This is a genomic window from Gluconobacter sp. P5B12, from assembly GCF_018812035.1.
Taxonomy (GTDB): Bacteria; Pseudomonadota; Alphaproteobacteria; order Acetobacterales; family Acetobacteraceae; genus Gluconobacter.
This window is the reverse complement of record NZ_JACRVV010000001.1, coordinates 423,822-449,257: the sequence shown is the minus strand read 5'-3', so window position 1 is coordinate 449,257 and position 25,436 is coordinate 423,822. Positions and strand designations below refer to the sequence as shown.

The following is a 25,436-nucleotide window of genomic DNA, read 5'->3' as shown; positions in this document are numbered from 1 at the left end:
CATGTGCTTCCCGCCCATCGTTCAAGGTTCCAACATGTCGCAGTCCCTATCCTGGCCCATCACACCACTTCAGCCAGATGTACGGGTGTTGGCTGACCGCCCTCTCCCTGCCCTGACAACGGAGCAGGAAGAGGCTGTCTCGCGCGTCTGGGCCAAGGCACTTGCGGCGTATCCCAACCTCTACAATGGCCGCGTCTTCTGTGCCGATGAAATCACCCCAGCCCGCATTCACGGCCACTGGTCCGAATACCGTCGCGTTCTTGCACAGATGAAAGAGCCAGACATTTATGGACCGCACACCCTGCGACCACTAGCCGTTGTGGGGCTGATGTTTACGCCAGACGGCATTGTCATTGGCAGACGCGCTGAGACCTCGATCTACCTTCCCGGATACTGGCAGGGCGCTCCAGCAGGAAATGTTGAAAGCCGAGCGCAGGAGAGCACCATAGATCTCTCAATGCAGCTTCTGGCGGAATGTGAAGAAGAACTTGGGCTCGTCCCAGCGGAATGCAGGGTTGGACCGTCCCTTTTGGCCTGCGAGCATCCCTCATCGCATATCGTGGATATCGGGATGCGCATTGACGTCTCCCTGACTTTTGAGGACCTTCAGAAGCGATGCTGCGAACAGGGCAACGTCGAATACGGCGCACTGCACCTGATCCGCCCAGACCACACACCTGAAGGCCCAATGGTCCCGACCCTGGCCGCTCTGCTGGAACTGTCCTGATGCCTTATTTCACTCTCGATACTTCCAGCCTTCGACACTGGCTGACAGAGCATGCCGATCTTGCATCCCGCCTTGGTGGAAACCCGGCAGACTGGACGATCCGCGAAGTCAGCGACGGTAATCTGAACACGGTTTTTATTGTGGCCGGTCCGGATGGGCAGCTTTGCTGCAAGCAGGCTCTGCCTCATGTTCGCGTGGCACCAGAATGGCCTATGCCTCTGGAACGTGCGCTGTATGAAGCCCGTTATATGCGCGCGACGGCAGACGCGGTTCGCCCAGCCGCGCCAGAGCTGTATTTCTACGATGATGAAATGTTCCTGCTCGTCATGGAATGCCTGACGCCACATGAGGTCCTACGCTCGGCCCTGATCCGCGATGACGCGCAACCAGGTTTTTCTGCCAGCATCGGCCAGTATGTCGCCCGGGGCGTACATGCAACGAGTTGGATCAGTCGCCCCTTTGAAGTCGGCTCAAAACTCCTGGAGGAGTTTTCGGGCAACACGGCCCTAACCCGCATCACTGTCGATCTGATCCTCACCGACCCATTCTGCCCTTGCTCCCGCAACCAGGAGCCCGAAGCAGCTCTTCTGCCAGATGTGCAAGCCCTGCAGGCTGATAAGCTCCTTCACCGTGCAGTCGGCACACTTCAGGATCGCTTCCTGACGGCAAGACAAGCCCTTTTGCATGGAGACCTCCATACAGGCTCCATCATGTTACATCGCGATGATGTCCGCGTGATTGACGGCGAGTTCGCCACGATGGGCCCAGTCGGCTTCGATTGCGGGCTTTATCTGGGCAATCTGGCCCTTCACGCCTGCGCCGCACCACACAAGCAGGATTTCATTAGAACCGAGATCATCGCGTTCTGGGGCAGCTTTAAAAATGAACTCCGCGCTCTGCTGAAAACGGGCGGTGGAGACGTCTGGGGGTTATCAGACGATACTCAGCGCGAAGAGATGCTTGAAGATTTCCTGACGAACATTCTACGGGACACAGTCGGTTTCTGTGGTCTCGAAATGATCCGCCGGACTATCGGGTTCGCTCAAGTCGCGGATTATACGCTTTGCTCCACGCCAGAAAGTCGTACGGAGGCGCGTCGTAAAGCTCTTCAGGCCGGTCGGCGCCTCATCTGTGAAGCACCAAGCGTAACATCGCCAGAGGGTCTTCTGGCCCTTCTGAAACTTACATAAGGGTCATTCCTCCAGAGACAACTGACCTTCGATGCAGGTCACAACATGTCCGCCAATCCAGATATCATTGCCATCCTGGGTGACGTACACCGTCCCCTCCCGCCCTAAAACCGTTCCCTGCCGCGCCGTATAAGAAGACGGCGCAATTCCACTCTTGATAAGCCACTGCGCGATACCAGCATTCAGGCTTCCCGTGACCGGGTCTTCAAAGCCGGCGGCAGAAAACGCTCGAACTTCGAAGTCGGTATCTCCGGCCTGTACAGGCGCAACGATACCCACACGAATACCCGCAATCATTGCAAAATCCGGTTTCAGCGCCAGTGCTGTCGTGTGGCTTTTCAGAAGAAGAGCAAGCCATCCGGGGCCGTTATCCACCCACTGCGCGGCAACAACATCGGCATCCGACACTCCAAGACCCAACTTGATGCGCGCCAGTACATCCTCTTCAACGGCACCCGTTCGAATAAGGGGCGGCCCCGCGAAAGCAAGTCTACCGCTCTCTCGCCGAATCCTGACCAGCCCCGCACCGCACTCCTGAACAATATCTCGCCCTTCTGACGGGGCGGTGGAAGTCAGCCAGGCATGACAGCTCCCCAACGTTGGATGCCCTGCAAATGGCAATTCGCCAGATGGCGTAAATATCCGGACACGATAGTCAGCCTGCGGATTTATGGGCCGAAGCAGAAAGCTCGTTTCGCTCAGATTCATCCAGTTGGCAAAAGCTCCCATCTTCTGTTCCGGAAAGCCATCGGCCTCCAGAACAACAGCCAACGGATTACCTTTGAGGGGGCGAGACGAAAAAACATCAACCTGTCGAAAAGAGAATTTTCCCGAACAATCCGACAGATTTTCATGCAACATGGCCGCAGCCTCACTCTTTTCATTTTGCTTAAGCAAGGAGAGTAGGCACAGAAACCACGCGCGACAATCACGATAAAAAAACCTCGCTCCCTGTGCAGGAGCGAGGTTTGAAAATCAGACCGGTGCCAGACCGATCTGTTTGATGTCATGAAATGCCAGATCAGGGTTCATTTCGATGGTGCGACGCATCATGAAAGAGGAACTGGCGAGAAAAACCGGGTCCCCATCCAGATCGTCCGCCATGGATGAGCGATTCACCATCATGAACGCCTCGATTTTCTCGCGGCTACCCGTGATCCAGCGCGCCAATGTGAACGGTGTGCTCTCAAACCCGATGGACACGCTGTACTCTCCTTTCAGCCGAGACTGAAGCACATCCAGCTGTAGCGTGCCCACAACACCGACGATCGGCGGCAGACCATCCTGCGGACGGAAAAGCTGTACGACGCCTTCCTCAGCCAGTTCCACCAGAGCCTGACGCAGCTTCTTGGCTTTCATGGCATCATCAAGACGAACACGACGCAGAATTTCAGGCGCGAAGTGTGGTACCCCCGTGAAACGCAGTTCTTCGCTCTCGCTCAGCGTATCGCCAATACGCAATGTACCATGGTTCGGAATCCCAACCACGTCTCCGCCAAAGGCTTCTTCAGCCAACTGGCGATCACGCGCAAAGAAGAACTGCGGCGTATGAAGGGCAAACTGTTTGCCAGTCCGCACATGCTTCAGGCGCATCCCGCGCGTCAGACGTCCCGAACACACACGCGCGAAAGCCATACGATCGCGATGGTTTGGATCCATGTTGGCCTGAATCTTGAAAATCAGCGCCGTCACCTGCTGTTCACTGGCCTGAACTTCACGGGTTTCTGTCGGTTGGGCACGCGGAGCCGGGCCGTAAGCAACAAGCGCATCCAGAAGATCGGTCACACCGATTTCTTTCATGGCCGAACCAAAGAACACCGGAGACAAATGCCCGGCATCAAAGGACTCACGATCGAATTCAGGTAGAGCGGCTTCTACCAGTTCCAGATCTTCCCGGAGCTGCACCATCCGCGGATCCGTCTCATCAACCGCATCCTTGGTGTGAACTTCACGCGTGCGGATATCAAACGTGCCGATAAACGTCGCAGCACGGCCAATTGGCCACGTAGCAGGCGAAACGTCCAAAGCAAGAGAGTTGGAAATCTCGTCCAGAAGCGCAAAGCAGTCCTGCGCCTCACGGTCCATCTTGTTGATGAACGTGATAATCGGAATATCGCGAAGGCGGCAGATCTCGAACAGCTTGCGTGTCCGGTCTTCAATGCCCTTCGCGGCATCGATCACCATGACCGCACAGTCCACAGCCGTCAGTGTACGATAGGTGTCTTCAGAGAAGTCTTCATGACCCGGCGTATCAAGCAGGTTGAAAACGCAGTCACCGTATTCAAACGTCATGACCGACGTCACGACGGAAATGCCACGGTCCCGTTCAATGCCCATCCAGTCAGACTTGGTACGCCGCCGCTCACCCTTGGCACGCACGTTACCTGCAAGCTGGATAGCGCCACCCGCACGAAGGATACGTTCCGTCAGGGTCGTCTTACCGGCATCTGGATGGGAAATAATGGCAAACGTACGCCGACGAGCGATCTCGCGGGTAATTTCAGCGCTCAGCGCCTCTGACATGATGCCTCCGGCAACGTAGAAAAAATCCGGGACTGGAGCTTTCGCGACGTCCAGACAGACACATAGCCTGTTAGCAAATACAGAGGACAGCCCTCATGGAAGCCTTACCCATCGGGAGGCGCAATGTGCAGAAGACCGCTTTTGCCGTCAAGCATTCCCTCATCTAACGGGTCTTTTCCGCGAATTTTTGCTTCTACGAAGCGGAAATCAGTTCACAGTATTCCCATGTGGCGCAATCCCCGTTGTCCCCATCGGGCTGGATTGGGCATAGGCTTCCCCAAACTGTCCGATCGCACTCCCAGAAACGGGATCATGCACCGCAGGAACCCTGCCCACGCCCGCACGATCTGAACCATTTCCGGAAAACTGACGCCTCAGAAACTGGAACACCTTACCACTGGCCGTCCAGGTCAGAGCGGGTGGCACAATAATTCGAGGTTGAGGCGCTTCTATATACGCACCCGGCATGACTTGCCGTGATGTTACATCATAGCGCCTTGAAACTGGAGCATGGCAAAAGACGGAGGCACAAAGGTGTTGATCCCACGCGCGTCAGCCGGGCAGCAGACTACAGTACAGATCAGAACCACACCGAGCCCAACACGCATCTTCCATTGCCTCCGCTTCACGCGATACACGAGGCATCACTCAGAAATGTATTGATACATTTTCAAGGCAGGACAGCGCAATCCTGCGCAGTCTCTTTAATCTTCTCGAAACACAAAACAAAAAACGCCGGATGGGAGACCCATCCGGCGTTTTCCGGTCGCGTTCTGATCGAGGCCCGAAAGCCCGTGATCGGAATTAGCGGGAGTAGAACTCGACAACCAGGTTCGGTTCCATCTGCACCGGATACGGCACGTCAGAGAGAACCGGCGTACGCAGGAACGTACCCTTCATCTGGCGGTGATCGACTTCAACGTATTCCGGCGTGTCGCGCTCGCCCGTCTGCACGGAGTCGAGAACGATGGCGAGGTGCTTGGACTTCTCGCGCACTTCGATGACGTCGCCTTCCTTCACGAGGTAGGACGGAATGTTCACCTTCTTGCCGTTGACCGTAACGTGGCCATGGCTGATGAACTGACGTGCTGCGAACGGCGTGATCGCGAACTTCAGACGGTACACAACGGCGTCCAGACGACGCTCCAGCAGACCGATCAGGTTCTCGGAGGTATCACCCTTACGACGGACGGCTTCGTCGTAGTACTTGCGGAACTGCTTCTCGCTGATGTTGCCGTAGTAGCCCTTGAGCTTCTGCTTGGCCATCAGCTGGATGGAGAAGTCAGAAGGCTTCTGCTTACGACGCTGACCATGCTGACCCGGACCGTATTCACGACGGTTCACAGGGGACTTTGCACGGCCCCAAAGGTTTACGCCGAGACGGCGATTGATCTTGTACTTGCTCTCAAGACGCTTTGACATGGGTTAACCCCTGTTCATACATCAGGCTCGCCCCATGCTGCATGGCGAGCCGTTTTGTTGCACCGGTAGGCCTCTCCCCGAATTGGGAAAGACGGGCGCGCACCCAAAAACCGGAGCCCGCGGGGTACAGAAACCCGCTTTATTGGTCCGGCCGGTACGTCCACGTTTCCGGCAGTGGACCCGCGCCTAACAGGTCTCACTCTGTCATGTCAATGAAAGGACGATTCTGACCCTTGTTATTTTCTCACATCGGAGGCCTATAAAGCGCGCAACCCTTCCCTGGGGATTTGCGCTAACGGTCTGGTACTCCCCCTGAATCCGGGAGCCATGTCTTTTTGAGTTTGCCCATGAAAATCTATCGCTTCAATCCCAAGGCTGGCCGCATTGCCGAGGGTTCCCTCGAAGGGCTGATCCAGTCTCTGGATTCACCGCCCCCGCCCAAGCCAGGCGAGAGCGCCATCAAGCGCGCCTTCAAGAGATTCGGCCTCGCACAGATGCACATGTCGCATCTCGTGATTGATGACCGCACGATCTATCTGCGTGGCAAGGCCGATTCCGCCAAAGCCCGTGACCAGATGATCCTCACGGCGGGCAACGTCGCAGGCGTGGCTGCTGTCGAAGCGGAAATCCAGGTGCCCCCCGGTACGCCTGATCCGAAGTTCCTCGAAATCAAGACAAGTCAGAACCTTGATGAAGTGGCTGAGAAGCTACCGGAAGATATTTCTGGCGATGAGCTGCTTGATGCAAATCAACCGCTTGTCACGAGCAAGGATGACATCTATCCGGGCCAGACAATTCGCCTGCCAACGGAGAATTGAGCTGACCGGCCCGGACGCTTCCATGTGAGTGTGTCCGGCTAGCTTTTCAGGGTCCGGATGGTAGGTGGGTTTCCCCCTATTCCGGACCTTTTCCTTATGGAATTAATCGAACCAGTCGATGTCGAGCGGGTGCGCCCACCCCACGGTGTCGAGCCAGCCATGTTTGCTCTCATGCTGGCGACATTTACGATTGGGACTGGCGAATTCGCCATGATGGGCCTTCTGCCCGAATTCTCCCATTCTCTTGGTATTTCCATTTCCCGCGCCAGTTCCGTCATTTCAGCCTATGCGCTGGGCGTCGTGGTCGGAGCCCCCCTTATTGCGGTTGCTGGTGCAAAACTCCCCCGTCGCACACTCCTGCTGGCCATGCTTGTGCTGTTCCTTGTGGGGAATATCGGCACGATCCTGATGCCGAACCTGCTCGACATTGAAGTCATGCGCTTCATCACCGGGCTTCCTCATGGTGCCTTCTTTGGTGTTTCGGCTCTTGTTGGTGCGTCCATGGTTGAGCGCGCAAGGCGCGGTCGGGCCGTAGGGCGTGTTCTCTCAGGCATCATGATCTCCACAGTCGTGGGATCACCTTTATCCACTTACGCCGCCAATCATCTTGGCTGGCGCGTGGCCTATGGCGTCATATCGGTGCTCGGACTGCTCTGCTTCCTGGCACTCTGGTACTTCGCCCCACGCGACAAACCCCATCCAGACGCAAATGCGCTGGCTGAACTTAGCGCTTTCAAACGGCCTCAGGTGCTCCTGACACTTCTGACAAGCGCTATCGGCTTTGGCGGCCTCTTCGCAGTTTACACGTTCCTCACGACTGCCCTGTCAGACGTAACGCATCTCCCGGACTGGGCCGTTGCGCTTTATCAGATCGTCTGGGGGCTCGGCATGGTTGCTGGCAATTCATTCGGTGGCGCCATGGCGGACCGGAATATCAACCGAACGATCTTGTTCTCCCTCGCAGCCAGCTGCGTGTTCATGATCGGGTTCTGGCTGCTCTTGCCGTCTGCTGTCGCCATGCTGCTGATCACGTTCCTGATCCCGGCAACACTGATCGGCATTTCTCCCGCCATTCAGACGCATCTGATGGAAGTCGCGGGCGATGCACAGACCCTTGCGGCGTCGCTGAACAATTCGGCCTTCAACATTGCCAACGCCGCGGGCACATGGCTCGGGGCCTATCTGGTCAGTTCAGGGCACGGTCTGGGATCGATCGGCTGGGGCGCCGCGCTCCTCTCCGCAGCTGGGTTCGTGGCCTATCTGATTACGATGGCACAGGCTCGGCTTTCCGCATCACGCTGAAAAGCCGAACTCCCAAAGCAACAGAGCTGACTGTGAGCGCTGCCGCCATACCAACCCAAAGGCCTTCCGCACCCCAGTGCTGCTGGAAGGCCAACCATCCGCCAAAGACAAGGCCGATCAGGCCATAGTTCGTGACAGCAATTACCATCGGCCACACGGCATCACCGCAGCCTCGCAGGGCGCCACTAAACACAACCTGAAGTCCGTCCACAATCTGGTAGATCCCGGCAATCTTCATCAGCGTGATCACCAGCGCAGCCGTAGCCGGATCCGGGGCATGACCCGTGAAATAAAGGCTCACGATCTTCTCCGGCCAGATCAGCAACAAGGCTGACGACAGCACGGACCAGACCAGTACTACCCAGATCCCGGTCCAGGCAGCCCTGCGGCTCTGATCCATCCGGCCAGACCCACGCCAGTACGCCACGCGGACATTGGTGGCCTGACCAATCGCCAGACACACCATGAACAGCAGTGCACTGACGTTCACTGCAACCTGATGGGCCGCAAGGCTTTGGGTTCCAAGCTGCCCCGCCCGAAGGCTTGTGATCTGAAACATGAGAATTTCGGCCGCTGCTCCCATCATCATGGGCAAACCGAGCTTCAACAGCTCCTTCATGATAGGCCAGCGCACAGGGGCTGGCTTCATAACGGCCCGCACTCGCGGATGCATCAGACACAATCCGGTCAGGGCAAAACTGATCGCCCAGCCTGTCAGAGTTGTGGCTGTGGCGGAGCCATACATCCCCATCGCAGGCAGCCCGAACCATCCATGAATAAGCGCCGCATTGGTGATGCCATTGCAGATCGCCATGGCAGGCATGATCCACAGCAGAAGCGTCTCCGCACCAAGCGATGGGAGCGCCACACGCAGCACGCCGATTACGGCAAGATCCGGCAGCAGGGACAGCAGAAGAATGTGAATGAAGTGGCTGCCCTGCGTTACCACATCCCCAGGTTCCGCCAGCCACGCAAACAATGGCTGCACAAACCACAATAGCAATGCACAGGGGATGAAGATCAGGAGCGCCAGAACGAACGCGGCGCTCATGACACTGCGACCGTCATGAGAATCCCGGCCGTGATCTTCCGCCCCACGACCATGAGAGAGAAGAACGCCCGCTCCGCCCAGAATGGTCTGGCAGGTCACCATGGTGGTGAAGAAAAAAGTATTGGCCAGACCACCGACGGCCACTTCAGCTACCCCCAGACCACCCAAAAGAATGGTGTCCGTCACGCCCATGGACATTTCGGAAAGCTGGGAAAGTGCAAGCGGAAGAGCCACGCGCAGCAGGGCAAGAGCATGCCCGCGTGAGGAAGTCGGATCTTTGAAGGTTCTACACATAAGCCTCACTATCGCAGTGAAGATCATACAGACAAGAGTAACAAAGCCTGTTGCACCAAAACGGTGGCTGGCGCATTGATCCCATCTATGGCCGATCCCGTTCCTCACGTGCTCCGTCTGCACGACACCCACGCGCGCGAAAAGCGACTGTTCACACCACTCGATCCGCAGAATGTGCGGGTCTATTTCTGTGGACCCACAGTCTATGACCGGGCGCATCTGGGCAATCTGCGCGCTATGATGGGCGCCGATATCCTGATCCGACTGCTCCGTGTGCTGTATCCACGCGTCACTTACGTCCGCAACGTTACGGACGTGGACGACAAGATCACAGCACGCGCGAAGGAGAACGGTGAGGACATCTCTGCCCTGACCGCCCGTACGACTGAAGCCTTTCATGAAGATTTGGCGTCACTCGGGATTCTGCCGCCGGATATCGAACCCCGCGCGACCCACCATATTGGTGAGATGCTGGCAATGATCGGGCGCTTGGTCGAAAACGGGCATGCGTATGAAGCCGAAGGGCACGTTCTGTTCGCGGTCCGGAACTTCCCGTCTTATGGCGAACTTTCCGGCCGCTCGCTGGATGACATGATCGCTGGTGCCCGCGTCGAAGTAGCGCCCTACAAACGTGACCCCGGCGATTTCGTGCTCTGGAAGCCGTCCACCCCGGATCAGCCCGGCTGGGACAGCCCCTATGGCCGTGGTCGCCCCGGCTGGCACATCGAATGCTCCGCCATGTCTCACCGGTATCTGGGAGACAGCTTCGACATTCATGGCGGCGGCGACGATCTGCTTTTCCCACACCATGAAAACGAACGTGCGCAGTCTCTGTGCTGCTATCCGGGCAGCAAATTCGCCACGCACTGGCTCCATAACGGCATGCTGCTCTCCAATGGAGAGAAGATGTCCAAGTCTTTGGGCAATTTCTTCACCATCCGTGAAGTTCTGGAAAAATCCCCGGCTGAACCACTGCGCCTGCTCTATCTAGGCGCCCATTATCGTTCGACGCTGGATTTCACCTGGGAGAAGCTGGAAGAAGCACGTCGCGTTCTGGATCGTCTCTATCGCGCCCTTGAGCGCGGTGATGCCCAACAGGGCGCAGACGTTCCAGCAACCGTGCTGGACGCGCTGTGCGACGACCTGAACACACCACTCGCCATCGCAGCCCTTCACCCGCTGGCAGACGCTGCCATGCAAGGCGATCAGCAAGCTGCCTCTGGTCTTCTGGCCGCTGGCAAACAGCTTGGTCTGTTCCAGGTTTCCCCGGCTGAATGGTTCCGCTCAGGCGTTGATGCATCCGCCATCGAAGAGCTGATCGAGGAACGTCTGGCAGCCCGCAAAGCCCGTAACTTTGCCCGCGCGGATGAAATCCGGAACCAGCTTGCCGCAGACGGCATCACGCTGGAAGACGGCCCCGGTGGCACCACATGGCGGAAGGCATAATCCCATGACCGGACGTGATGGTGGCGCCGATCTGGAACCGATCGGCGAATTTGATCCCGTTGTCATTCTTGTGCGGCCACAGCTCGCCGAAAATATCGGTACAACAGCTCGGGCCATGGCGAATGGCGGGCTGTTCCATTTGCGCATTGTGGCTCCGCGGGACGGCTGGCCACAGGAACGCGCATGGCCTGCATCTTCCGGCGCCCATCGCATCCTCGACAACGCACAGGTTTTCGAGACGGTGGATGAGGCCGTGGCTGACCTGCACCGCGTCTTCGCCACGTGCCCCCGCCCCCGCCATGTTGTGAAGCCAGTCATGACCGCACGCGGCGCGGCAGCAGAACTCCGTGTGGCCTCTACGCGCGGCCTGCGCACCGGCATCCTGTTCGGGCCGGAGCGCGCTGGCCTCGACGTCGAAGACATGGCCCGCGCCGATACGCTGGTGCGTTACCCGCTCAATCCGAAGTTCATGTCTCTCAACCTCGCACAGGCCGTGCTCGTCATGGCCTATGAGTGGTATCTGACCGAAGACATGACGCCCCCGCGTGACCTCATGACCAATGAGACGCATGTGGCCACCAAGGGCGAGCTGGAAAACTTCATGTCCCATCTGCTGCGGGAACTTGATGACTGTGGCTTCCTGCGCAACGAGCAGAAGAAACCGGGCATGATCCGCAATCTGCGGCATTTCTTCACACGAGGCGAAGTCACCGAACAGGAACTTCGCACGCTCCATGGCGTGGTCAGCGAACTGGTCAGCGCCAGAAAGGCAAGACGGTAAGACCATGATCCACTGGCGACACAGGCACCGGATGCATCCACGGCCTGAGGCGCTGGTGGCGGAAACGGCCAACCGCATCCGCGCTCACGTCCTGGAAGAAAACGGCCGGGGCGACATTATCCGTACCGGTCTGAAAGATGGCTCCTTCGGAGACCTCTACCATCACCTGATGACCATGACATGGGGGACATTCTTCTGGGCGTCCCTCCTTTTATATCTGGTGATCAACGTTGCCTTTGCAGCGCTCTATTACATGATCCCCGGCAGCGTCAGTGGTGTTCCACACGGGGATTTTCTCGATGACGTGTTCTTCAGCGTCCAGACAATCTCAACAGTCGGATACGGGACGATGGCTCCCGTAGGACGCTTAACCAACACCATTGTTTCCTTTGAAGTTCTCGCAGGGATGATGCTCAATGCGCTGGCAACCGGACTTGTCTTCGCACGCTTCTCCCGTCCCAGGGCCCGCATCCTGTTCAGCCATGTCGCCGTCGTGTCCTATGATGACCTGATCCCGACATTAACCATTCGCATCGCCAACCGCCGGCGCACGCTGATCCTGTCGGCCAACATCGAGATGACCCTGACGCGCCTGATGCCAGACGATCATAGTCGGCTTGTCCGCCGCTTTGACCGATTGGCTCTGATCCAGTCACATATGCCGATTTTTCGGATCAGCCTGAACGCCACACACATGATTGATGAGACCAGCCCGCTTTATGGCCTGTCAGCAGACACGCTGATTGACCAGAATGCGGAAATCATCATCACGATGGATGGGACAGACGAAATCTCCTCCCAGACACTCTTCGCACGACATGCCTACGAGATCGGCCATGTGAAACACGGCTACCGTTTCTCGGACATGATCCATCACCGCCCGGATGGCAGGGTCGAGGTCGACTTCACCCAGTTCCATACAACTGAACATGGCGACCACGAGCCAATTGATCCGTCCACAGCGCATGAAAGGCACCCCCACCATGTCTGATACTCAACACAGCTTCGGCAAAAACGGCCTGACGGCAACGGTTTCCGCTCACGGCGCAGAGCTAACCTCTTTACGGACGGCTTCAGGACAGGACCTTCTCTGGACCGCTGGCCCCGCCTGGAAGCGTCACTCGCCCATTCTGTTTCCCATCGTCGGGAAACCGCCGGAAAACATGACACTCAACGGCAAACCAGTCACGCTAAAGCAACATGGCTTCGCACGTGACATGACCTTCCACTGGGTTGAGCGGACAGAAACCGGCTGCGTTCTGGAACTGGAAGACACGCCCGAGACCCGCGCACTCTTTCCCGCTGCCTTCCGCCTGCATCTCATCTACCGGATGGAAGAAACCGGCCTGCATGTCGGTTATGTTCTAACCAACCCGTCCGAAGATGCCCCGCTTCATGCCTCTCTGGGCGCACATCCCGCATTTATGTGGCCTCTCAAGCCAGAAGCGGAGCGCGCAGGTCATCGCCTGACATTTGAGAGGGTTGAAACCGATCAGATCCGGCGCATCAGCCCAGACGGGCTACTGCCAGATGGTGCCCCCTCCCCGATTAAAGATCGCGTTCTTCCGCTGGAAGACAGCCTGTTTGAAGCTGATGCCATCATCATGCTGGATGTACACAGCAAGGCAGTCGATTTTACAGACCCGGACGGAAACGGCCTGCGCATCCGCTGGAACGGCTTCAGAGATCTCGGGATCTGGACCAAGCCAGGCGCGGGTTTCCTGTGCATCGAACCTTGGTATGGCTATGCCACACCCGTTGGCTTCTCTGGCGATTTTTCGGAGAAACCAGGCCTGCTGCATTTGCAGCCCGGCGAAAGCTGGGAAGCTTTCTGGAGCGTCGAACCCGTCTGACGCTCCAAATTGGGAATGCCCGGATTACCGGCATTCCCAATCATAATTCAGGCGCCGATTGCGTCCTGAAGGCGGGACACCGTCCGCGCATGGCCCATCAGGCCCAGCAGCACATGCAGTTCCGGCCCGTTATCCTCACCCGTCAGCGCCAGACGGAGCGGCATGAACAGGGCCTTCCCCTTACGACCTGACTTTTCCTTCAAAGCCGTGGTCCAGTCCTGCCATGTGGTTTCGCCCCATGGCTCGGCAGGAAGGGTTTCAAGCGCCTGCTGAAGAAATTCACGGTCTTCCGGCTGTGACGGCGGAACAATCGTGCCCTGCGTCACATCCCACCAATGCGGGATTTCTGCCGTCAGATCGACATTGCCACGCACTGCATTCCAGAATTCTTCCGTCGCCTCGGCCGGAAGATGTTCCTTCGCCACCGAGAACGGCAGATTGTGCAGAGCCTTGCGGTTCAAAGCCAGAAGCTGGCGCATATCGAACCGCGCCGCAGACTTGGAGACGTGGGAGATCTCGTATGCCGCAATCGCCTCTCCCATCGTCATGACTTCCGGATCATCGGACGTCCCAACCCGTGCCAGATAAGACACGATGGACATCGGCTCGATCCCATCCTGACGAAGCGACTTCAGGCCCAGCGCATCGAAACGCTTGGACAGCTTTCCGCCATCAGAATCCAGCAGCAGCGGCAGATGCGCGAACGTAAAGCGATCCGGCTTTGCACCCAGAGCTTCGGCGATGTCTATCTGAACGCCAGTATTTGTGACGTGATCTTCACCGCGGACGATATGCGTGATGCCCATTTCCAGATCATCAACAACTGACGCCAGCGTGTAGAGGATCGTACCATCCGCGCGGATCAGAACCGGATCGGAGATTGCCGTCAGCTTGACGGAGCAATCGTCCATGACGAGATCCTGCCACTTGCGGCTGCCATCCGTCAGCTTGAAGCGCCAGTGCGGCGTCTTGCCATTGGCTTCCGCACGAGCCCGCTGGTCCGGCGTCAGCTTCAGCATGGCGCGATCATAGATCGGTGCCTTGCCAGCCCGGATGCGCATCTCGCGCTTGGCGTTCAGTTCGTATTCGGTCTCAAAACACGGATAGAGCCGACCAGAGGCTTTCAGCTTGTCGATGGCCGCCGCATAACGCTCCATCCGCGAGGACTGACGGGCCTCTTCGTCCCAGTCCAGACCGAGCCACGCCAGATCCTTACGGATCGCGTCCTCATATTCAGGCTTGCTGCGCCCGACGTCCGTATCGTCGATACGCAGGAGGAACTTGCCGCCATGGCGGCGGGCGAACAGGAAGTTGGCGACGGCCTGACGGGCGTTACCAACATGGAGATAGCCGGTTGGCGATGGGGCAAAGCGCAGTTTCATGCCGCCTTAATGCCGCATGATTGCGCGTCATGCCAGATGCATGAAGCATCGTGTTCAGAACACCCGACACTCTCCAGTTTCTCGACGCTCCAGCGGGCAAATAAAACATGGCCATTCTACCGATATAACATAACGGGAAACCGGAATACTTGCCCCACAAACATGGACTAAAAAGAAACGTTTTTTCCTTCAGTCCATCCTGTTGTATAAAGGCGAAGAACAGACACTCACGACTGACGATTTTTTCTGCGATCGGAGTGATGATCCGTTTTTTGATTTAAGAGGACCCCTGATGAGAAAACTTCTCATTCCTGCCATTCTGGTAATCGGCATTATTGCCCTGCTGGGATCAAGCTATAACCGTTTCATGGGAGCGGACCAGAACGTCAAGGAACAGATGGGTCAGCTTCAGAACGAAGTGCAGCGCCAGACCGACCTGATTCCCAATCTGGTCAACACAGTCAAAGGCTATGCCACCCACGAGCATGACACCCTGACGGATTACGCTGCGGCACGTTCGGGTGAAACGCCCCTGAACCGCATTGATCCCCGCTCGGTCAGCGATGAAGACCTTCAGAAGAAGATCCTGGATGCACAGACCCGTAACGCACAGGAAATCAAGGCCATCAACGTTGTGGCTGAGCAGTCCCCGCAGCTACAGGCCAATCAGAACTTCACAAGCCTGATGGTTCAGCTTGAAGGCACGCAGAACCGCATCACTGTGGCGCGCCAGCGTCTGCAGCAGGCCATTTTGGCTTACAACCAGACGGTCATGCACTTCCCGGGCAACCTCGCCGCCGGGATCATGGGCTACCATCAGCGCGTCTACTACGAGGCTTCCCCAGCCGCACAGACGCCGCCAGTCGTAGACTTCTCCAAGCATTGATCTGACCGAAGGACCGGATGAACGTGCCGACTGTTTCCCGCCTGCTTCTAACGCGCACCCTGCATCTGGTCCTTGCCGTGACTGCCCTGCTGTGCCTGTCCCTGACGGGGGCGGCAGGCGCGACCACACCCTTGACCGAACTCGTCACAGATCCGCATCAGAGCCTGTCCGAGCAGGAACAGGATCAGCTCGTCCAGAAACTGACGGATCTTCGGAAAACGCTTCCAAGTCACCCGCACATTCTGATCGTTCTTCCGGGCCATGTGGACGATATCGACCAGTATGCGAATGAAACGTTCCATGCCTCCGGCATTGGTCAAAAAGGTCAGGACAATGGTCTCCTGATCGTTCTGGATATTCCGGATAATCAGGCCCGCATCGAAGTCGGATACGGATTTGAAGGCGACCTAACGGACCTTCAGACATTCAATATCCTTCATGCTGCCCAACCGGACCTGAAAGCCGGCCACTATGGCGCCGCGCTGAACGGGATGCTGGATTCCATCGCCGACATCTTGCGCAAAAGCGAGACGCAGGTTCACGAGGAGCAGGCCACATCCGATACGGACTTCAACATCAACGGATTTGATCTCGCACTCGGTGTCGGAGGAATGGTGCTGTTTGCCCTTGGCTCGGGCTTTACCGTCCGCGCTCAACGCCGCGAAGCTCAGGGCCTGCCTCTTTCAATTTTTGACAGGTTTCTGATCAGCATTCCCTGGGACGTGATCCTGAGCCTGCTGATCAATATTCTATCAGCCGCCTCACGTAATAACGCCAACTCGTCCGGCGGCGACAAGAAGAGAAACTCCTACAAATCCGGCGGAGGCGATTCTGGCGGAGGCGGCGCGAAGGACTCCTGGTAACGGACGCCTTTGTAAGTTTATCCTTCGGTCAGCGGCCAGCAGCATCAAGACGCAGTAACTGAGCCAACGCCGCATCAAGCTTCTCGGGTGTATGATTCTGCAATATCAGATCACGCCCGTGACCAACGACCGTCTCCCATCGAGAGGCCTGTGTGTAAAGCGCCACAATGGCATTCGCCATATCCTGCGGAAGATCCGCAACAGCCAGCTCTCTCAACTGCGACCCAAAGTCAAAACCTTCAGCCGCAACGGATGTCATGACACACGGCACGCCATGAGACAGGCTGGTCAGCACTTTTCCTTTCGTCCCTGCTCCATACCGAAGCGGGGCTACCGTCACCCTAAGTGTTTTCAACACGTCTGTCAGATCCGGCACATGCCCAAGCACAACCAGACGTGCATCGTCTTGCGCCCGTTCTATCAGCCAATCCGGTGAACCTGCTCCCACAATCAGGAACTTGCACTCAGGTACTTTGGCAGACAGATCCGGCCAGACGTGATCCAAGAAATAGCACACCGCATCTTCATTCGGCCGATGACCAAAATTGCCGATAAAGCCGATATTCTTGCGGTCCTCCCAGCGTACTCCTTCGGCGGATGGTCTGGGAAAGGCCAGATGCACCACATGCGCCTCTGGAAGTTCCTGCCTCAAAAGATCCTTCTCATAGCTGGACACCACAAGTGTCCCATCAGCCCGGCGGATAACCCCGAGTTCATTATCCCGCGTGACTCCAGCAGCTTTGAGCGCAGCAGCATCGCCTGACAGGCAGGCTGCCCGCTCCTCCCGCAAGAAATGCAGATCACACGTGTAGAAAATCATGCGGGCAGCGGGGAACGCGGCGCGGAGCCGATCATATGCCGCGCCTCCACAGCAAACCCGACATGGGATGCAGGTATCAATATCCGGTCCGATCTGCCGCAGGGCGTCGTCAATTCCGTCCCACCCGGGGGACACTGCGTCATGTCCAGGTGTCAGGCACCTAACCCCCAGGGATCGATAGACCGCAGCAGCACTTGCATCCCGCTGCTCTGAAGACAGAAAATATTCTCCCAGCGCCAGAAAGCTGACCCTGCATCCCAGCCGAAGCAGAGAGTGGATCATCGCATCCAGATCCATCGAGCCAGAATCATGGAGAGGCCTTGGAAAATTGCAGTCCACAATCAGGACTGATCTTTCTGACGAATGCCCCAAGCTACGGCGAAACACTCTGGAGATCGCTTTGGCCCAACGGAATTTCTCTAACACTTCTCAGGCCTTTTTCCGTTCCTGCCCGCGCAGGTCAGCACTTAAAAACGCAACTTTTTGACATGACAGGCTTTTAGCCCTGAACTGACACACAAGAACAGAAGGACATGCCCGCATGACCAAGACCCGTAAATCCACATTCGCTCGCCTGATGCTGGTCTCTGCCCTGCTCACAGGGACGGCAGTGTCCCTGTCCGCCTGCAACACGACGCGTGGCGCAGGCCAGGATGTCAGTGCCGTGGGTCATGCAACGTCCCACGCTGCAACCAGCGCACAGCAGGGCATTGCCAATGCGACGGGTGCTTCCACCCACTGATCAGCCTTTTCTTCAGGCTCGATAAGAAAGACCCGCTCCCTCACAGGAGCGGGTCTTTTTCGTTTCAGACCAGTTCCATTGTCCGAACATCAATCATTCCAAGATCTGTGATCTTGAGATGCGGGATAACAGGAAGAGGCAGGAAAGCCAGTTGCAGAAACGGCTCTTCCAGAGAAACACCCATGTCCTTCGCGGCCTTCCGCAACACGATCAGTTCGTCACGAACCTGCTCGAACGGGGCATCACTCATCAGACCAGCCACAGGTAGCTTCAATTCTGCCAGCACCTTGCCGTCCTGAACGGCCACAAACCCACCGCCCGTCGCTTCCAGTCGGTTCACAGCAGTCGCCATATCCGCATCGTTGGTACCCACAACGCAGATATTATGGCTGTCATGCCCGACTGAAGACGCCAGCGCTCCGTGCTTCAGGCCGAACCCTTTCACAAAACCCCTGCCGATATTGTCGTTATGGCCATGTCGCGCCACGACACAGACCTTGGCCACATCATTCGGAATATCTGGCACAACCTGCCCGTTCTTTTCCGGCAATGTGAGCCGCAGGTATTCTGTAATGATCTGCCCCGGAATGAGCCCCATCACCGGGCGATCTGTTCCGCTGCCTTGGATCTCCATATCTGACGCGCTAACCGCAGCCGGGAGCTTCACGCTGCCTAGCCCTACGGGGGGAATAATCTCCCTTTCAGCAAACAGGGCCTCTGTGACCAGACGCCCGGCAGAAATGACGTCCGACACCAGACAGGCCTCTAGATTATCCAGAAGCACAACATCCGCACGCTTGCCGGGAGCAATCTGCCCGCGGTCCCGCAGACCAAAGGCATTGGCAGCCGAAAGTGAGGCTGCACGATACGCTGCCAGCGGCTCAACCCCCAGTTCGATCGCACGGCGGATCAGGAAGTCCAGATGTCCTTCATGAGCAATTTCAAGCGGATTACGGTCGTCTGTGCAAAAGGCAAAGAAGGGCGACGTTGCAACATTCAACAGCGGAACCAGAGCTTCCAAATCCTTGCAGACGGAGCCTTCCCGGATCAGCACGGTCATGCCCTTGCGGACTTTTTCCAGCGCTTCTTCCGCGGCGGTTGCTTCATGGTCCGTCGAAATTCCAGCCGCCAGATACCCATTCAGCGCCTTGCCGCGCATCAGCGGCGCATGACCATCAATATGTCCGTCGGCAAAGGCAGCCAGCTTGTCCAGACACCCCGGATCGCCGTTCAGAACACCCGGGATATTCATGAATTCTGCCAGCCCGATCACCTTGGGATGGTCCCGGTAGGCCACAAGATCAACTGCATCCAGTGTGGCCCCGGATGTTTCCATAGGTGTTGCAGGAACGCAGCTCGACAGATTGACCCGCAGATCCATGACCGTCCGCTCAGCGGCCGCCAGGAAATAGTCGAAGGCTGATCGCCCAAGGACATTGGCCATCTCATGGGGATCACAGATGGCGGTCGTCACGCCATGCGGCAGCACGCAGCGATCGAACTCAAAAGGCGTGACCAAAGAGGACTCAACGTGAAGGTGCGTGTCGATGAAACCGGGGACAGCAATCCGCCCACGTCCATCAATCTCCTGCTTGCCTTCGTAGGTGCCGTAAGTCCCCACGATCCGGTCCCCGCAGATCGCAATATCCGTCGGGACCATTTCGCCGGTGACGAGGTCCAGAAGACGGACGTTGCGAACTACCAGATCCGCTGGTTCCCGCCCCTGCCCCTGAGCCACCCGGCGCTGGATTGCGTTCTGCATGCCTGAAACCTCCGAATGTCAGCAATGACCACTTATAGCGCGCAGAGGCCCCCGCACTCAAAAGAAGCTTTCACGCCACTTTTTGTTGCGGAAATATCACGATTATTTATGTCTTAATGTTTCACATCCCAAACTGTTGAAGAGTGTGACAAAGCGTGGTTTTTCCCTCCTCGCTTATTTCACTATCCAAGAAAGACCATCTTTCTGATGCGCCTTGCACGCCTTCTATCAACGTCCGCCCTCATGGCCCTGGGGGCCGCTCCTGCACTGGCGGCACCATCTTCCTCCAGCCCGGATCATAAGCCAGCCCGTCATCAGGCTGCGGCTCCATCCATGATGGGCAATACGGCACCGACAGATGAAGTGCATGAAGAGCACGTCTCCGTTAGCGGGCGTCGCAAGTACTTTGATGGTGTAACACGCCGTGACGTCGGTGGCGGTCTGATGCAGAAGCAGGACGCGGCGAAGTCCGTCTCAAGTATCTCCCGCGACTTCATCGAAAAGCAGGCACCAGGTCAGGATCCGATGCAGCTCATTGCGCTGCTGCCCGGCGCCAACGTCTCTTCTTCAGATCCTGCCGGACTGACCGGAAGCCACATGAGCTCCCGTGGCCTCGACCAGACGCAGATGGGCTTTACGCTTGAAGGCTTCCCGATCAACGACGTTGGCTCCTTTCAGACGTACTCCCAGGAAATCGTGGATTCCGAAAACCTTCAAAAGGTGAATCTGGCGCAGGGTTCTGCCGATCTGGACAGCCCCCATCTCAGCGCCGCAGGCGGCGTGGTCGACATGTACATGATTGACCCTAAGATGAAGGCAGGCGGAGCGTTCGACGTCTCTTACGGCTCTTATGACTACACCCGCGGCTTCCTGCGCCTCGACACAGGCAAGATTGGCCACACGAACCTGCGTGCATATTTCTCCGGTTCCTATGCAACCGAAGACGCTATTCACAGTGAAGCGACGAACCGCAAGCTGCACGCGGAAGGCAAAATCGTGAACGACTGGGGCGACGGAAACCGCGTCTCTCTCGCGATCGTGGGCAACCGCCTCTACAACTACCTGAACCGCTCCGTGAACATGGCATCGTGGGACGAATACGGACTGGGCGTGAAGGACAAGTACGTATCGTCCTGCTCGGCTGGTGCGACCTGTACCCGACCGAACGGCACGACATTCAAGAACACGTCCGGCGCAACGATCTCCAACACCGTCTATAACGGCGTGTACAAGGACCCGACGGGCAAGAGCACGAAGAGTGACGCGGACTACTACAAGTTCCACCAGAACCCGTTCACCAACATCTATGTCAGCGCGCCATCCACCTTCAAGCTGACGGATCACCTGACGCTAACGGAAACGCCTTACTTCTGGTACGGCAGCGGTAGCGGCGGTGGCGCATATGCCGTCCCCACCAGCTATGGTGCCACGTCCATGGGCGGGAGCCTTGAAGGCAAAACCGTTGCCAAGGGTACGCTGCTCTATGAACCGTCCATCACAACGACGTATCGTCCTGGCGCTGTCACCAAGCTGACGCTGACGACAGGCGTGAACCGTCTGATGGTTGGTTACTGGTTCGAATATTCCAAGCAGATCCAGAGCGGCCCTGCCACAGGCATTGGTGCCGACGGTACGCCGTGGAGCGTCTGGGGACAGGCTGCGAATTACGTCTTTGATAATGGCGCAACGTATCAGTATCGCTCAAACCTCACACAGACCCGCGTGCACACGATGTTCATCGGTGACAGCCTGTCCCTGCTGAACAACAAACTCACAATCGAAGGCGGCCTGAAATACGCCATCGTCACCCGTGACGCACACAACATGCTGCCCAACACATCCACGGGCCCTTACATCAAGAAAACCTATTACGAGCCACTGCCAACGGCGTCGATCCGGTATCAGATCAACCCTGAGAACCAGATCTTCATCTCAGGCGCGACCAACTTCCGGATGCCTACGAACTTCTCCCTGTTCGACGCAGGCGCCTATTACAAAGGCAGCGGCTACGCGACACATGGCATCACCAACCTGAACCCGGAAATCTCGATTTCGGAAGAAGCAGGCTGGCGCTACACCGGATCGACCGTCATGGCCTCGATCACCTACTTCCACTACGACTTCACAAACCGCTTCTTCTCCCAGAGCCAGTGCATGGATGATGCCTGCTCCAACTATTTCAGCAACAACATCAATGCTGGTGGACAGACTTCAAATGGTGTGGATGCAGAAATCGGCACACGTCCGATCTTCTACCACCTGCGTCCTTATGTTTCGTTCGAATATGTCGATGCGCGCACGACCAGCAACCTGAAGGGTGGCAGCAGCAGCTCTGTCGATTATCTCCCAACCAAGGGGAAGTTCGCGCCTGAAACACCCAAGTATCAGGTCGGCTTCAACCTGGATTACGATGACGGCAGCCTGTTCGGTGCTTACAACGTGAAATACGTTGCCAAGCAGTATTCCACATTCATGAACGACGAGGCTGTTCCGTCCTATGTCCGCATGAATCTGACGGTTGGATATCGCTTCCACAATGTCGGCTTCCTGCAGAGTCCGAACATCAAGCTCAACATCTCCAACATTGCCAACAAGCACTATCTGGGCTTCCCACTAGGCGTGCAGACGAACGCAACAGCAATGAAGGGTATCTTCGGCAACACGGTGAAGGGGACCGCCCCAACCTACGCCATTGCAGCACCCTTCGCAGCAACCGGCTCCATCAGCGCTGGTTTCTAAAACAGTGCATTCTGAGGCTGATAACCCCGGCCTCAGACGCACGTAGAACCTGACAAACGCCCCGGCTCATGGCAATCAGACAGCCATGAGCCCTTTCCCCACGCCGCCAGTCGTTGCCATCATTGGCGCAGGTCCCGCCGGACTGTTCGCCGCTGAGTATCTTTCCGCCCACGGATGTCATGTCGAAGTCTTTGAGCAGATGCCCAGCGTGGGACGGAAACTGCTCATGGCAGGCCGAAGTGGCCTCAACCTGACCCACTCTGAGCCACTCGACCTTTTCATAACACGCTATGGAACGGCCCAAGACTGGCTGACCCCAGCCTTGCTGAACTTCCCGCCAGACGCCCTGCGTCATTGGGCGGAAAACCTTGGACAGGAGTGCTTTAGTGGAAGTTCCGGGCGGGTTTTCCCCAAAAGTATGAAAGCCTCTCCTCTGCTTCGCGCATGGCTAGGCCGACTTGCAGAGCAAGGCGTTCAGATCAGGACACGCCATCGCTTCACTGGATGGGATGGTCCGCTCCTTGGCTTTGAGGCCCCTGAAGGCCCCATCACGTTTTCTGCGGATGCCACACTCATGGCCACAGGCGGGGCAAGCTGGTCCCGCCTCGGGTCAGACGGGCACTGGGCCAGTCTGTTCCCTGCGGAAACGTCCCCTTTCAAACCGTCCAACTGCGGCTTTATCCCCAACTGGCCCGATGACGTCCTGCAACGCTATGACGGACAGATACTCCATTCCGTCGGACTGTCGTTTCAGGGGACGGAAACCCGTGGGGACGTCACCATTACGCCGCGCGGACTGGAAGGCTCTGCTCTTTATGCCCTCTCGGCCTCTCTCCGTGATGCCATCACCTCTACGGGCACCGTCACCCTGTCACTGGATCTGCGCCCCACCCTTTCTGAAGACGCCATTCTCAAACGCCTTCAGAACCAGCGACCGAGAGAGAGCCAGTCTAACCGCCTCCGCAAAGCTCTGTCTCTCGATGGTGCCTCCCGAGAACTGCTGCGACAGGCAACGCCAAAACAAGCGACCCCCCTCCAGCTGGCCCGGGCCATTAAAGCCCTCCCCATCGTCCTGACCGGGACAGACACCCTCGACCGCGCCATTTCGACAGCAGGGGGATTACGTCAGGACGCATTGGACGAAAAATTCATGGTGAAGGCTCATCCTGGGGTGTTTGCAACTGGCGAGATGCTGGATTGGGAAGCCCCAACCGGGGGTTATCTTCTGCAGGGATGTTTTTCCACCGGTCTTGCTGCCGCAAAGGGCGTCCTTGGGTGGCTAGAATCGTCAGTTTCAGGTATCCGCTGACGCCATGACATCCATCGTTCTCGGACAGGGCCGCGACGGCTCAGACACCTGCATTGATTTGCCGGAACTGCTGGCCACGCGCCTGCTGGTTCAGGGTAACTCCGGCTCAGGCAAATCCCACCTTCTGCGCCGACTGCTGGAACAGACCGCAACCCTCGTTCAGCAGGTCATGATCGACCCGGAAGGCGACTTCGTCACCCTCGCAGACCGCTATGGCCATCTGGTGATTGACGTGGAAGACCAGTCCGAAGCCAGTTTGCGCGCGGCCGGTGAACGTGTCAGGGCGCATCGTGCATCTGTTGTGCTGAACCTTGAACAGGTGGACGCCGAAATGCAGTTGCGTGCAGCCGGTGCATTCCTGAACGGTATGTTCGAAGCACCACGCGCCAACTGGTATCCGGCTCTGGTTGTGGTGGACGAAGCCCAGCTCTTCGCACCGGTTGCGGGCGGTGACACATCCGATGAAGCCCGCCGCCTCTCACTCGGGGCCATGACGAACCTCATGTGCCGTGGGCGTAAACGTGGTCTGGCCGGTGTCATCGCAACACAGCGTCTGGCCAAACTGGCCAAGAACGTCGCGGCAGAAGCCTCGAACTTCCTGATGGGCCGGACCTTCCTCGACATCGACATGGCCCGCGCCGCCGATCTTCTGGGCATGGAACGCCGGGCCGCAGAATCTTTCCGTGATCTTGCCCGCGGGCAGTTCATGGCGCTCGGCCCAGCTCTCTCCCGTCGTCCGAAGCTGCTGACAATCGGCCCCGTTGAAACGGCCAGCCACAACACGGGGCCGGTGCTCGTTCCTTTACAGCCCATCGATGCCGAGGACCTGCGAGACATCATTCTCGAGCCAGTTCACGAATTCTCACCCCGCCCCCGTCGTGAGACACGTCCGCCGCCGCCGGATCTTCTCGCGCAGCTTGATGCCTATGGCGCAACGCGGGAAGCCGCCGAAGAACCTGCAGCAACGGCCGACATTACTGAAATTGATCCAGCCCAGATCTGGGACATGGTTGCTGGTGTCGCCTCTGAAGATGGCGCCGATTACAAGCCGCTTGCCACCCTTTATCAGGACTTCCAGCTTCGAGCCCGTATTCAGGGTCTGTCACGGAACATCCTTGATCTGGGCCGCTTCCAGCGCATCCTCGCTACGATCCGCGCGGGCCTGGACCGGGAGCGTGCGGAGAGCGAGGAGTGGCAGAAAGCCGAAGCTGTTGCAGTATCCCTGCCGGAAGACGTTCAGGGCGTTTTCCTGTTGCTGGCCCGTACGGCGCTCGATTCGGAAACCTGCCCGGATGACAGTGCTCTGGCCCGCGCCTATGGCACCCATTCCCTGGGACGCGCCCGCCGCCAACTGACATATCTCGAAGAAAGAGAAGTCATAGTGTTGCAGGAAACACCATTCGGCCGCCGCGTTGCGATCGTCGGCTTAGGCTGGCAAACGGCGTCATAAATCTGTCACCCCAGCTTCACACTAGGTTCACACACCCCTCACGATATTGAGACTAGTTTCCGCCCGTTCCGATTCC

Annotated in this window: 23 protein-coding genes; 14 read left to right on the top strand and 9 right to left on the bottom strand. The window is 57.5% G+C overall.

Annotated features, from left to right (window positions below; translation table 11 throughout):
* The first annotated feature begins 34 nt into the window (after positions 1–34).
* Positions 35–727, top strand: coding sequence for a hypothetical protein (locus KP702_RS02025; RefSeq protein WP_215768430.1), 693 nt, complete (start codon positions 35–37; stop codon positions 725–727).
* Positions 727–1,917: an S-methyl-5-thioribose kinase gene (gene mtnK, locus KP702_RS02020; RefSeq protein ID WP_202206447.1), complete on the top strand. Its 1,191-nt coding sequence runs from the start codon at positions 727–729 to the stop codon at positions 1,915–1,917. The genes KP702_RS02025 and mtnK overlap by 1 nt, the downstream gene beginning before the upstream one ends.
* A gap of 3 nt (positions 1,918–1,920) precedes the next feature.
* Here mtnK and KP702_RS02015 read toward each other — a convergent pair whose 3' ends face one another.
* The 5 genes from KP702_RS02015 to rpsD form a co-directional block, all read right to left on the bottom strand.
* Positions 1,921–2,778 (bottom strand): PhzF family phenazine biosynthesis protein, encoded by an 858-nt coding sequence (locus tag KP702_RS02015; protein WP_202206446.1) that lies wholly within the window; start codon positions 2,776–2,778, stop codon positions 1,921–1,923.
* Between the two features lie 114 nt (positions 2,779–2,892).
* Positions 2,893–4,440 (bottom strand): peptide chain release factor 3, encoded by a 1,548-nt coding sequence (locus KP702_RS02010; protein WP_202206445.1) that lies wholly within the window; start codon positions 4,438–4,440, stop codon positions 2,893–2,895.
* Positions 4,441–4,647: 207 nt separating this feature from the next.
* Complete coding sequence (locus tag KP702_RS02005; protein ID WP_237389830.1) at positions 4,648–4,908, bottom strand: hypothetical protein; 261 nt, start codon at positions 4,906–4,908, stop codon at positions 4,648–4,650.
* A gap of 14 nt (positions 4,909–4,922) precedes the next feature.
* On the bottom strand, positions 4,923–5,048 hold the full coding sequence (locus KP702_RS16375) for a hypothetical protein (RefSeq protein ID WP_255494174.1): 126 nt from the start codon (positions 5,046–5,048) through the stop codon (positions 4,923–4,925).
* Positions 5,049–5,244: 196 nt separating this feature from the next.
* Positions 5,245–5,862, bottom strand: coding sequence for a 30S ribosomal protein S4 (gene rpsD / locus KP702_RS02000; RefSeq protein WP_007282513.1), 618 nt, complete (start codon positions 5,860–5,862; stop codon positions 5,245–5,247).
* A gap of 347 nt (positions 5,863–6,209) precedes the next feature.
* On the opposite strand from rpsD, the gene KP702_RS01995 reads away from it, so the two are divergent.
* Entirely contained in the window at positions 6,210–6,680 is a 471-nt protein-coding gene (locus tag KP702_RS01995) for a BON domain-containing protein (protein ID WP_202206444.1), read from the top strand.
* 57 nt (positions 6,681–6,737) lie between these two features.
* Positions 6,738–7,982 (top strand): MFS transporter, encoded by a 1,245-nt coding sequence (locus tag KP702_RS01990; RefSeq protein ID WP_202206443.1) that lies wholly within the window; start codon positions 6,738–6,740, stop codon positions 7,980–7,982.
* On the opposite strand, the gene KP702_RS01985 is transcribed toward KP702_RS01990, so the two are convergent.
* The gene (locus tag KP702_RS01985; protein WP_202206442.1) at positions 7,945–9,327 is read right to left on the bottom strand and encodes an MATE family efflux transporter; all 1,383 of its coding nucleotides are present in this window, start codon (positions 9,325–9,327) and stop codon (positions 7,945–7,947) included. The two genes, KP702_RS01990 and KP702_RS01985, sit on opposite strands and share 38 nt — an antisense overlap.
* An 87-nt stretch (positions 9,328–9,414) precedes the next feature.
* Here KP702_RS01985 and cysS point away from each other — a divergent pair, with 87 nt between their 5' ends.
* From cysS to KP702_RS01965, 4 genes are read left to right on the top strand one after another with little or no spacing between them, the layout of a single operon-like run.
* On the top strand, positions 9,415–10,773 hold the full coding sequence (cysS, locus tag KP702_RS01980) for a cysteine--tRNA ligase (protein ID WP_202206441.1): 1,359 nt from the start codon (positions 9,415–9,417) through the stop codon (positions 10,771–10,773).
* Positions 10,774–10,777: 4 nt separating this feature from the next.
* Positions 10,778–11,554: an RNA methyltransferase gene (locus tag KP702_RS01975; protein WP_010501168.1), complete on the top strand. Its 777-nt coding sequence runs from the start codon at positions 10,778–10,780 to the stop codon at positions 11,552–11,554.
* A gap of 31 nt (positions 11,555–11,585) precedes the next feature.
* Positions 11,586–12,545, top strand: a complete 960-nt coding sequence (locus KP702_RS01970) for an ion channel (RefSeq protein WP_202206783.1) — start codon at positions 11,586–11,588, stop codon at positions 12,543–12,545.
* Positions 12,538–13,407 (top strand): aldose 1-epimerase family protein, encoded by an 870-nt coding sequence (locus tag KP702_RS01965; RefSeq protein ID WP_237389827.1) that lies wholly within the window; start codon positions 12,538–12,540, stop codon positions 13,405–13,407. The genes KP702_RS01970 and KP702_RS01965 overlap by 8 nt, the downstream gene beginning before the upstream one ends.
* Positions 13,408–13,454: 47 nt before the next feature.
* On the opposite strand, the gene gltX is transcribed toward KP702_RS01965, so the two are convergent.
* The gene (gltX, locus tag KP702_RS01960) at positions 13,455–14,789 is read right to left on the bottom strand and encodes a glutamate--tRNA ligase (RefSeq protein ID WP_202206439.1); all 1,335 of its coding nucleotides are present in this window, start codon (positions 14,787–14,789) and stop codon (positions 13,455–13,457) included.
* A gap of 292 nt (positions 14,790–15,081) precedes the next feature.
* On the opposite strand from gltX, the gene KP702_RS01955 reads away from it, so the two are divergent.
* Together KP702_RS01955 and KP702_RS01950 are read left to right on the top strand one after the other, a co-directional pair.
* On the top strand, positions 15,082–15,675 hold the full coding sequence (locus tag KP702_RS01955) for a LemA family protein (RefSeq protein WP_046900877.1): 594 nt from the start codon (positions 15,082–15,084) through the stop codon (positions 15,673–15,675).
* Positions 15,676–15,698: 23 nt separating this feature from the next.
* Entirely contained in the window at positions 15,699–16,538 is an 840-nt protein-coding gene (locus KP702_RS01950; RefSeq protein ID WP_237389826.1) for a YgcG family protein, read from the top strand.
* A gap of 28 nt (positions 16,539–16,566) precedes the next feature.
* Here the strand turns inward: KP702_RS01950 and KP702_RS01945 are convergent, their stop codons facing one another.
* Positions 16,567–17,640, bottom strand: a complete 1,074-nt coding sequence (locus tag KP702_RS01945) for a glycosyltransferase family 4 protein (protein ID WP_215768429.1) — start codon at positions 17,638–17,640, stop codon at positions 16,567–16,569.
* A 259-nt stretch (positions 17,641–17,899) separates the two neighbouring features.
* Between KP702_RS01945 and KP702_RS01940 the strand changes: the two genes are divergently transcribed.
* On the top strand, positions 17,900–18,100 hold the full coding sequence (locus KP702_RS01940) for an entericidin A/B family lipoprotein (protein WP_046899903.1): 201 nt from the start codon (positions 17,900–17,902) through the stop codon (positions 18,098–18,100).
* Between the two features lie 64 nt (positions 18,101–18,164).
* Here the strand turns inward: KP702_RS01940 and ade are convergent, their stop codons facing one another.
* The gene (gene ade / locus KP702_RS01935; RefSeq protein ID WP_215768428.1) at positions 18,165–19,862 is read right to left on the bottom strand and encodes an adenine deaminase; all 1,698 of its coding nucleotides are present in this window, start codon (positions 19,860–19,862) and stop codon (positions 18,165–18,167) included.
* Positions 19,863–20,069: 207 nt separating this feature from the next.
* Here ade and KP702_RS01930 point away from each other — a divergent pair, with 207 nt between their 5' ends.
* From KP702_RS01930 to KP702_RS01920, 3 genes are all read left to right on the top strand, one after another.
* Positions 20,070–22,601, top strand: coding sequence for a TonB-dependent receptor (locus KP702_RS01930; RefSeq protein ID WP_215768427.1), 2,532 nt, complete (start codon positions 20,070–20,072; stop codon positions 22,599–22,601).
* Positions 22,602–22,686: 85 nt separating this feature from the next.
* Entirely contained in the window at positions 22,687–23,910 is a 1,224-nt protein-coding gene (locus tag KP702_RS01925) for a TIGR03862 family flavoprotein (protein ID WP_215768426.1), read from the top strand.
* A 4-nt stretch (positions 23,911–23,914) separates the two neighbouring features.
* A complete protein-coding gene (locus KP702_RS01920; protein WP_215749017.1) occupies positions 23,915–25,360 on the top strand; it encodes an ATP-binding protein in 1,446 nt (481 codons plus the stop codon).
* Positions 25,361–25,436 lie beyond the last annotated feature (76 nt).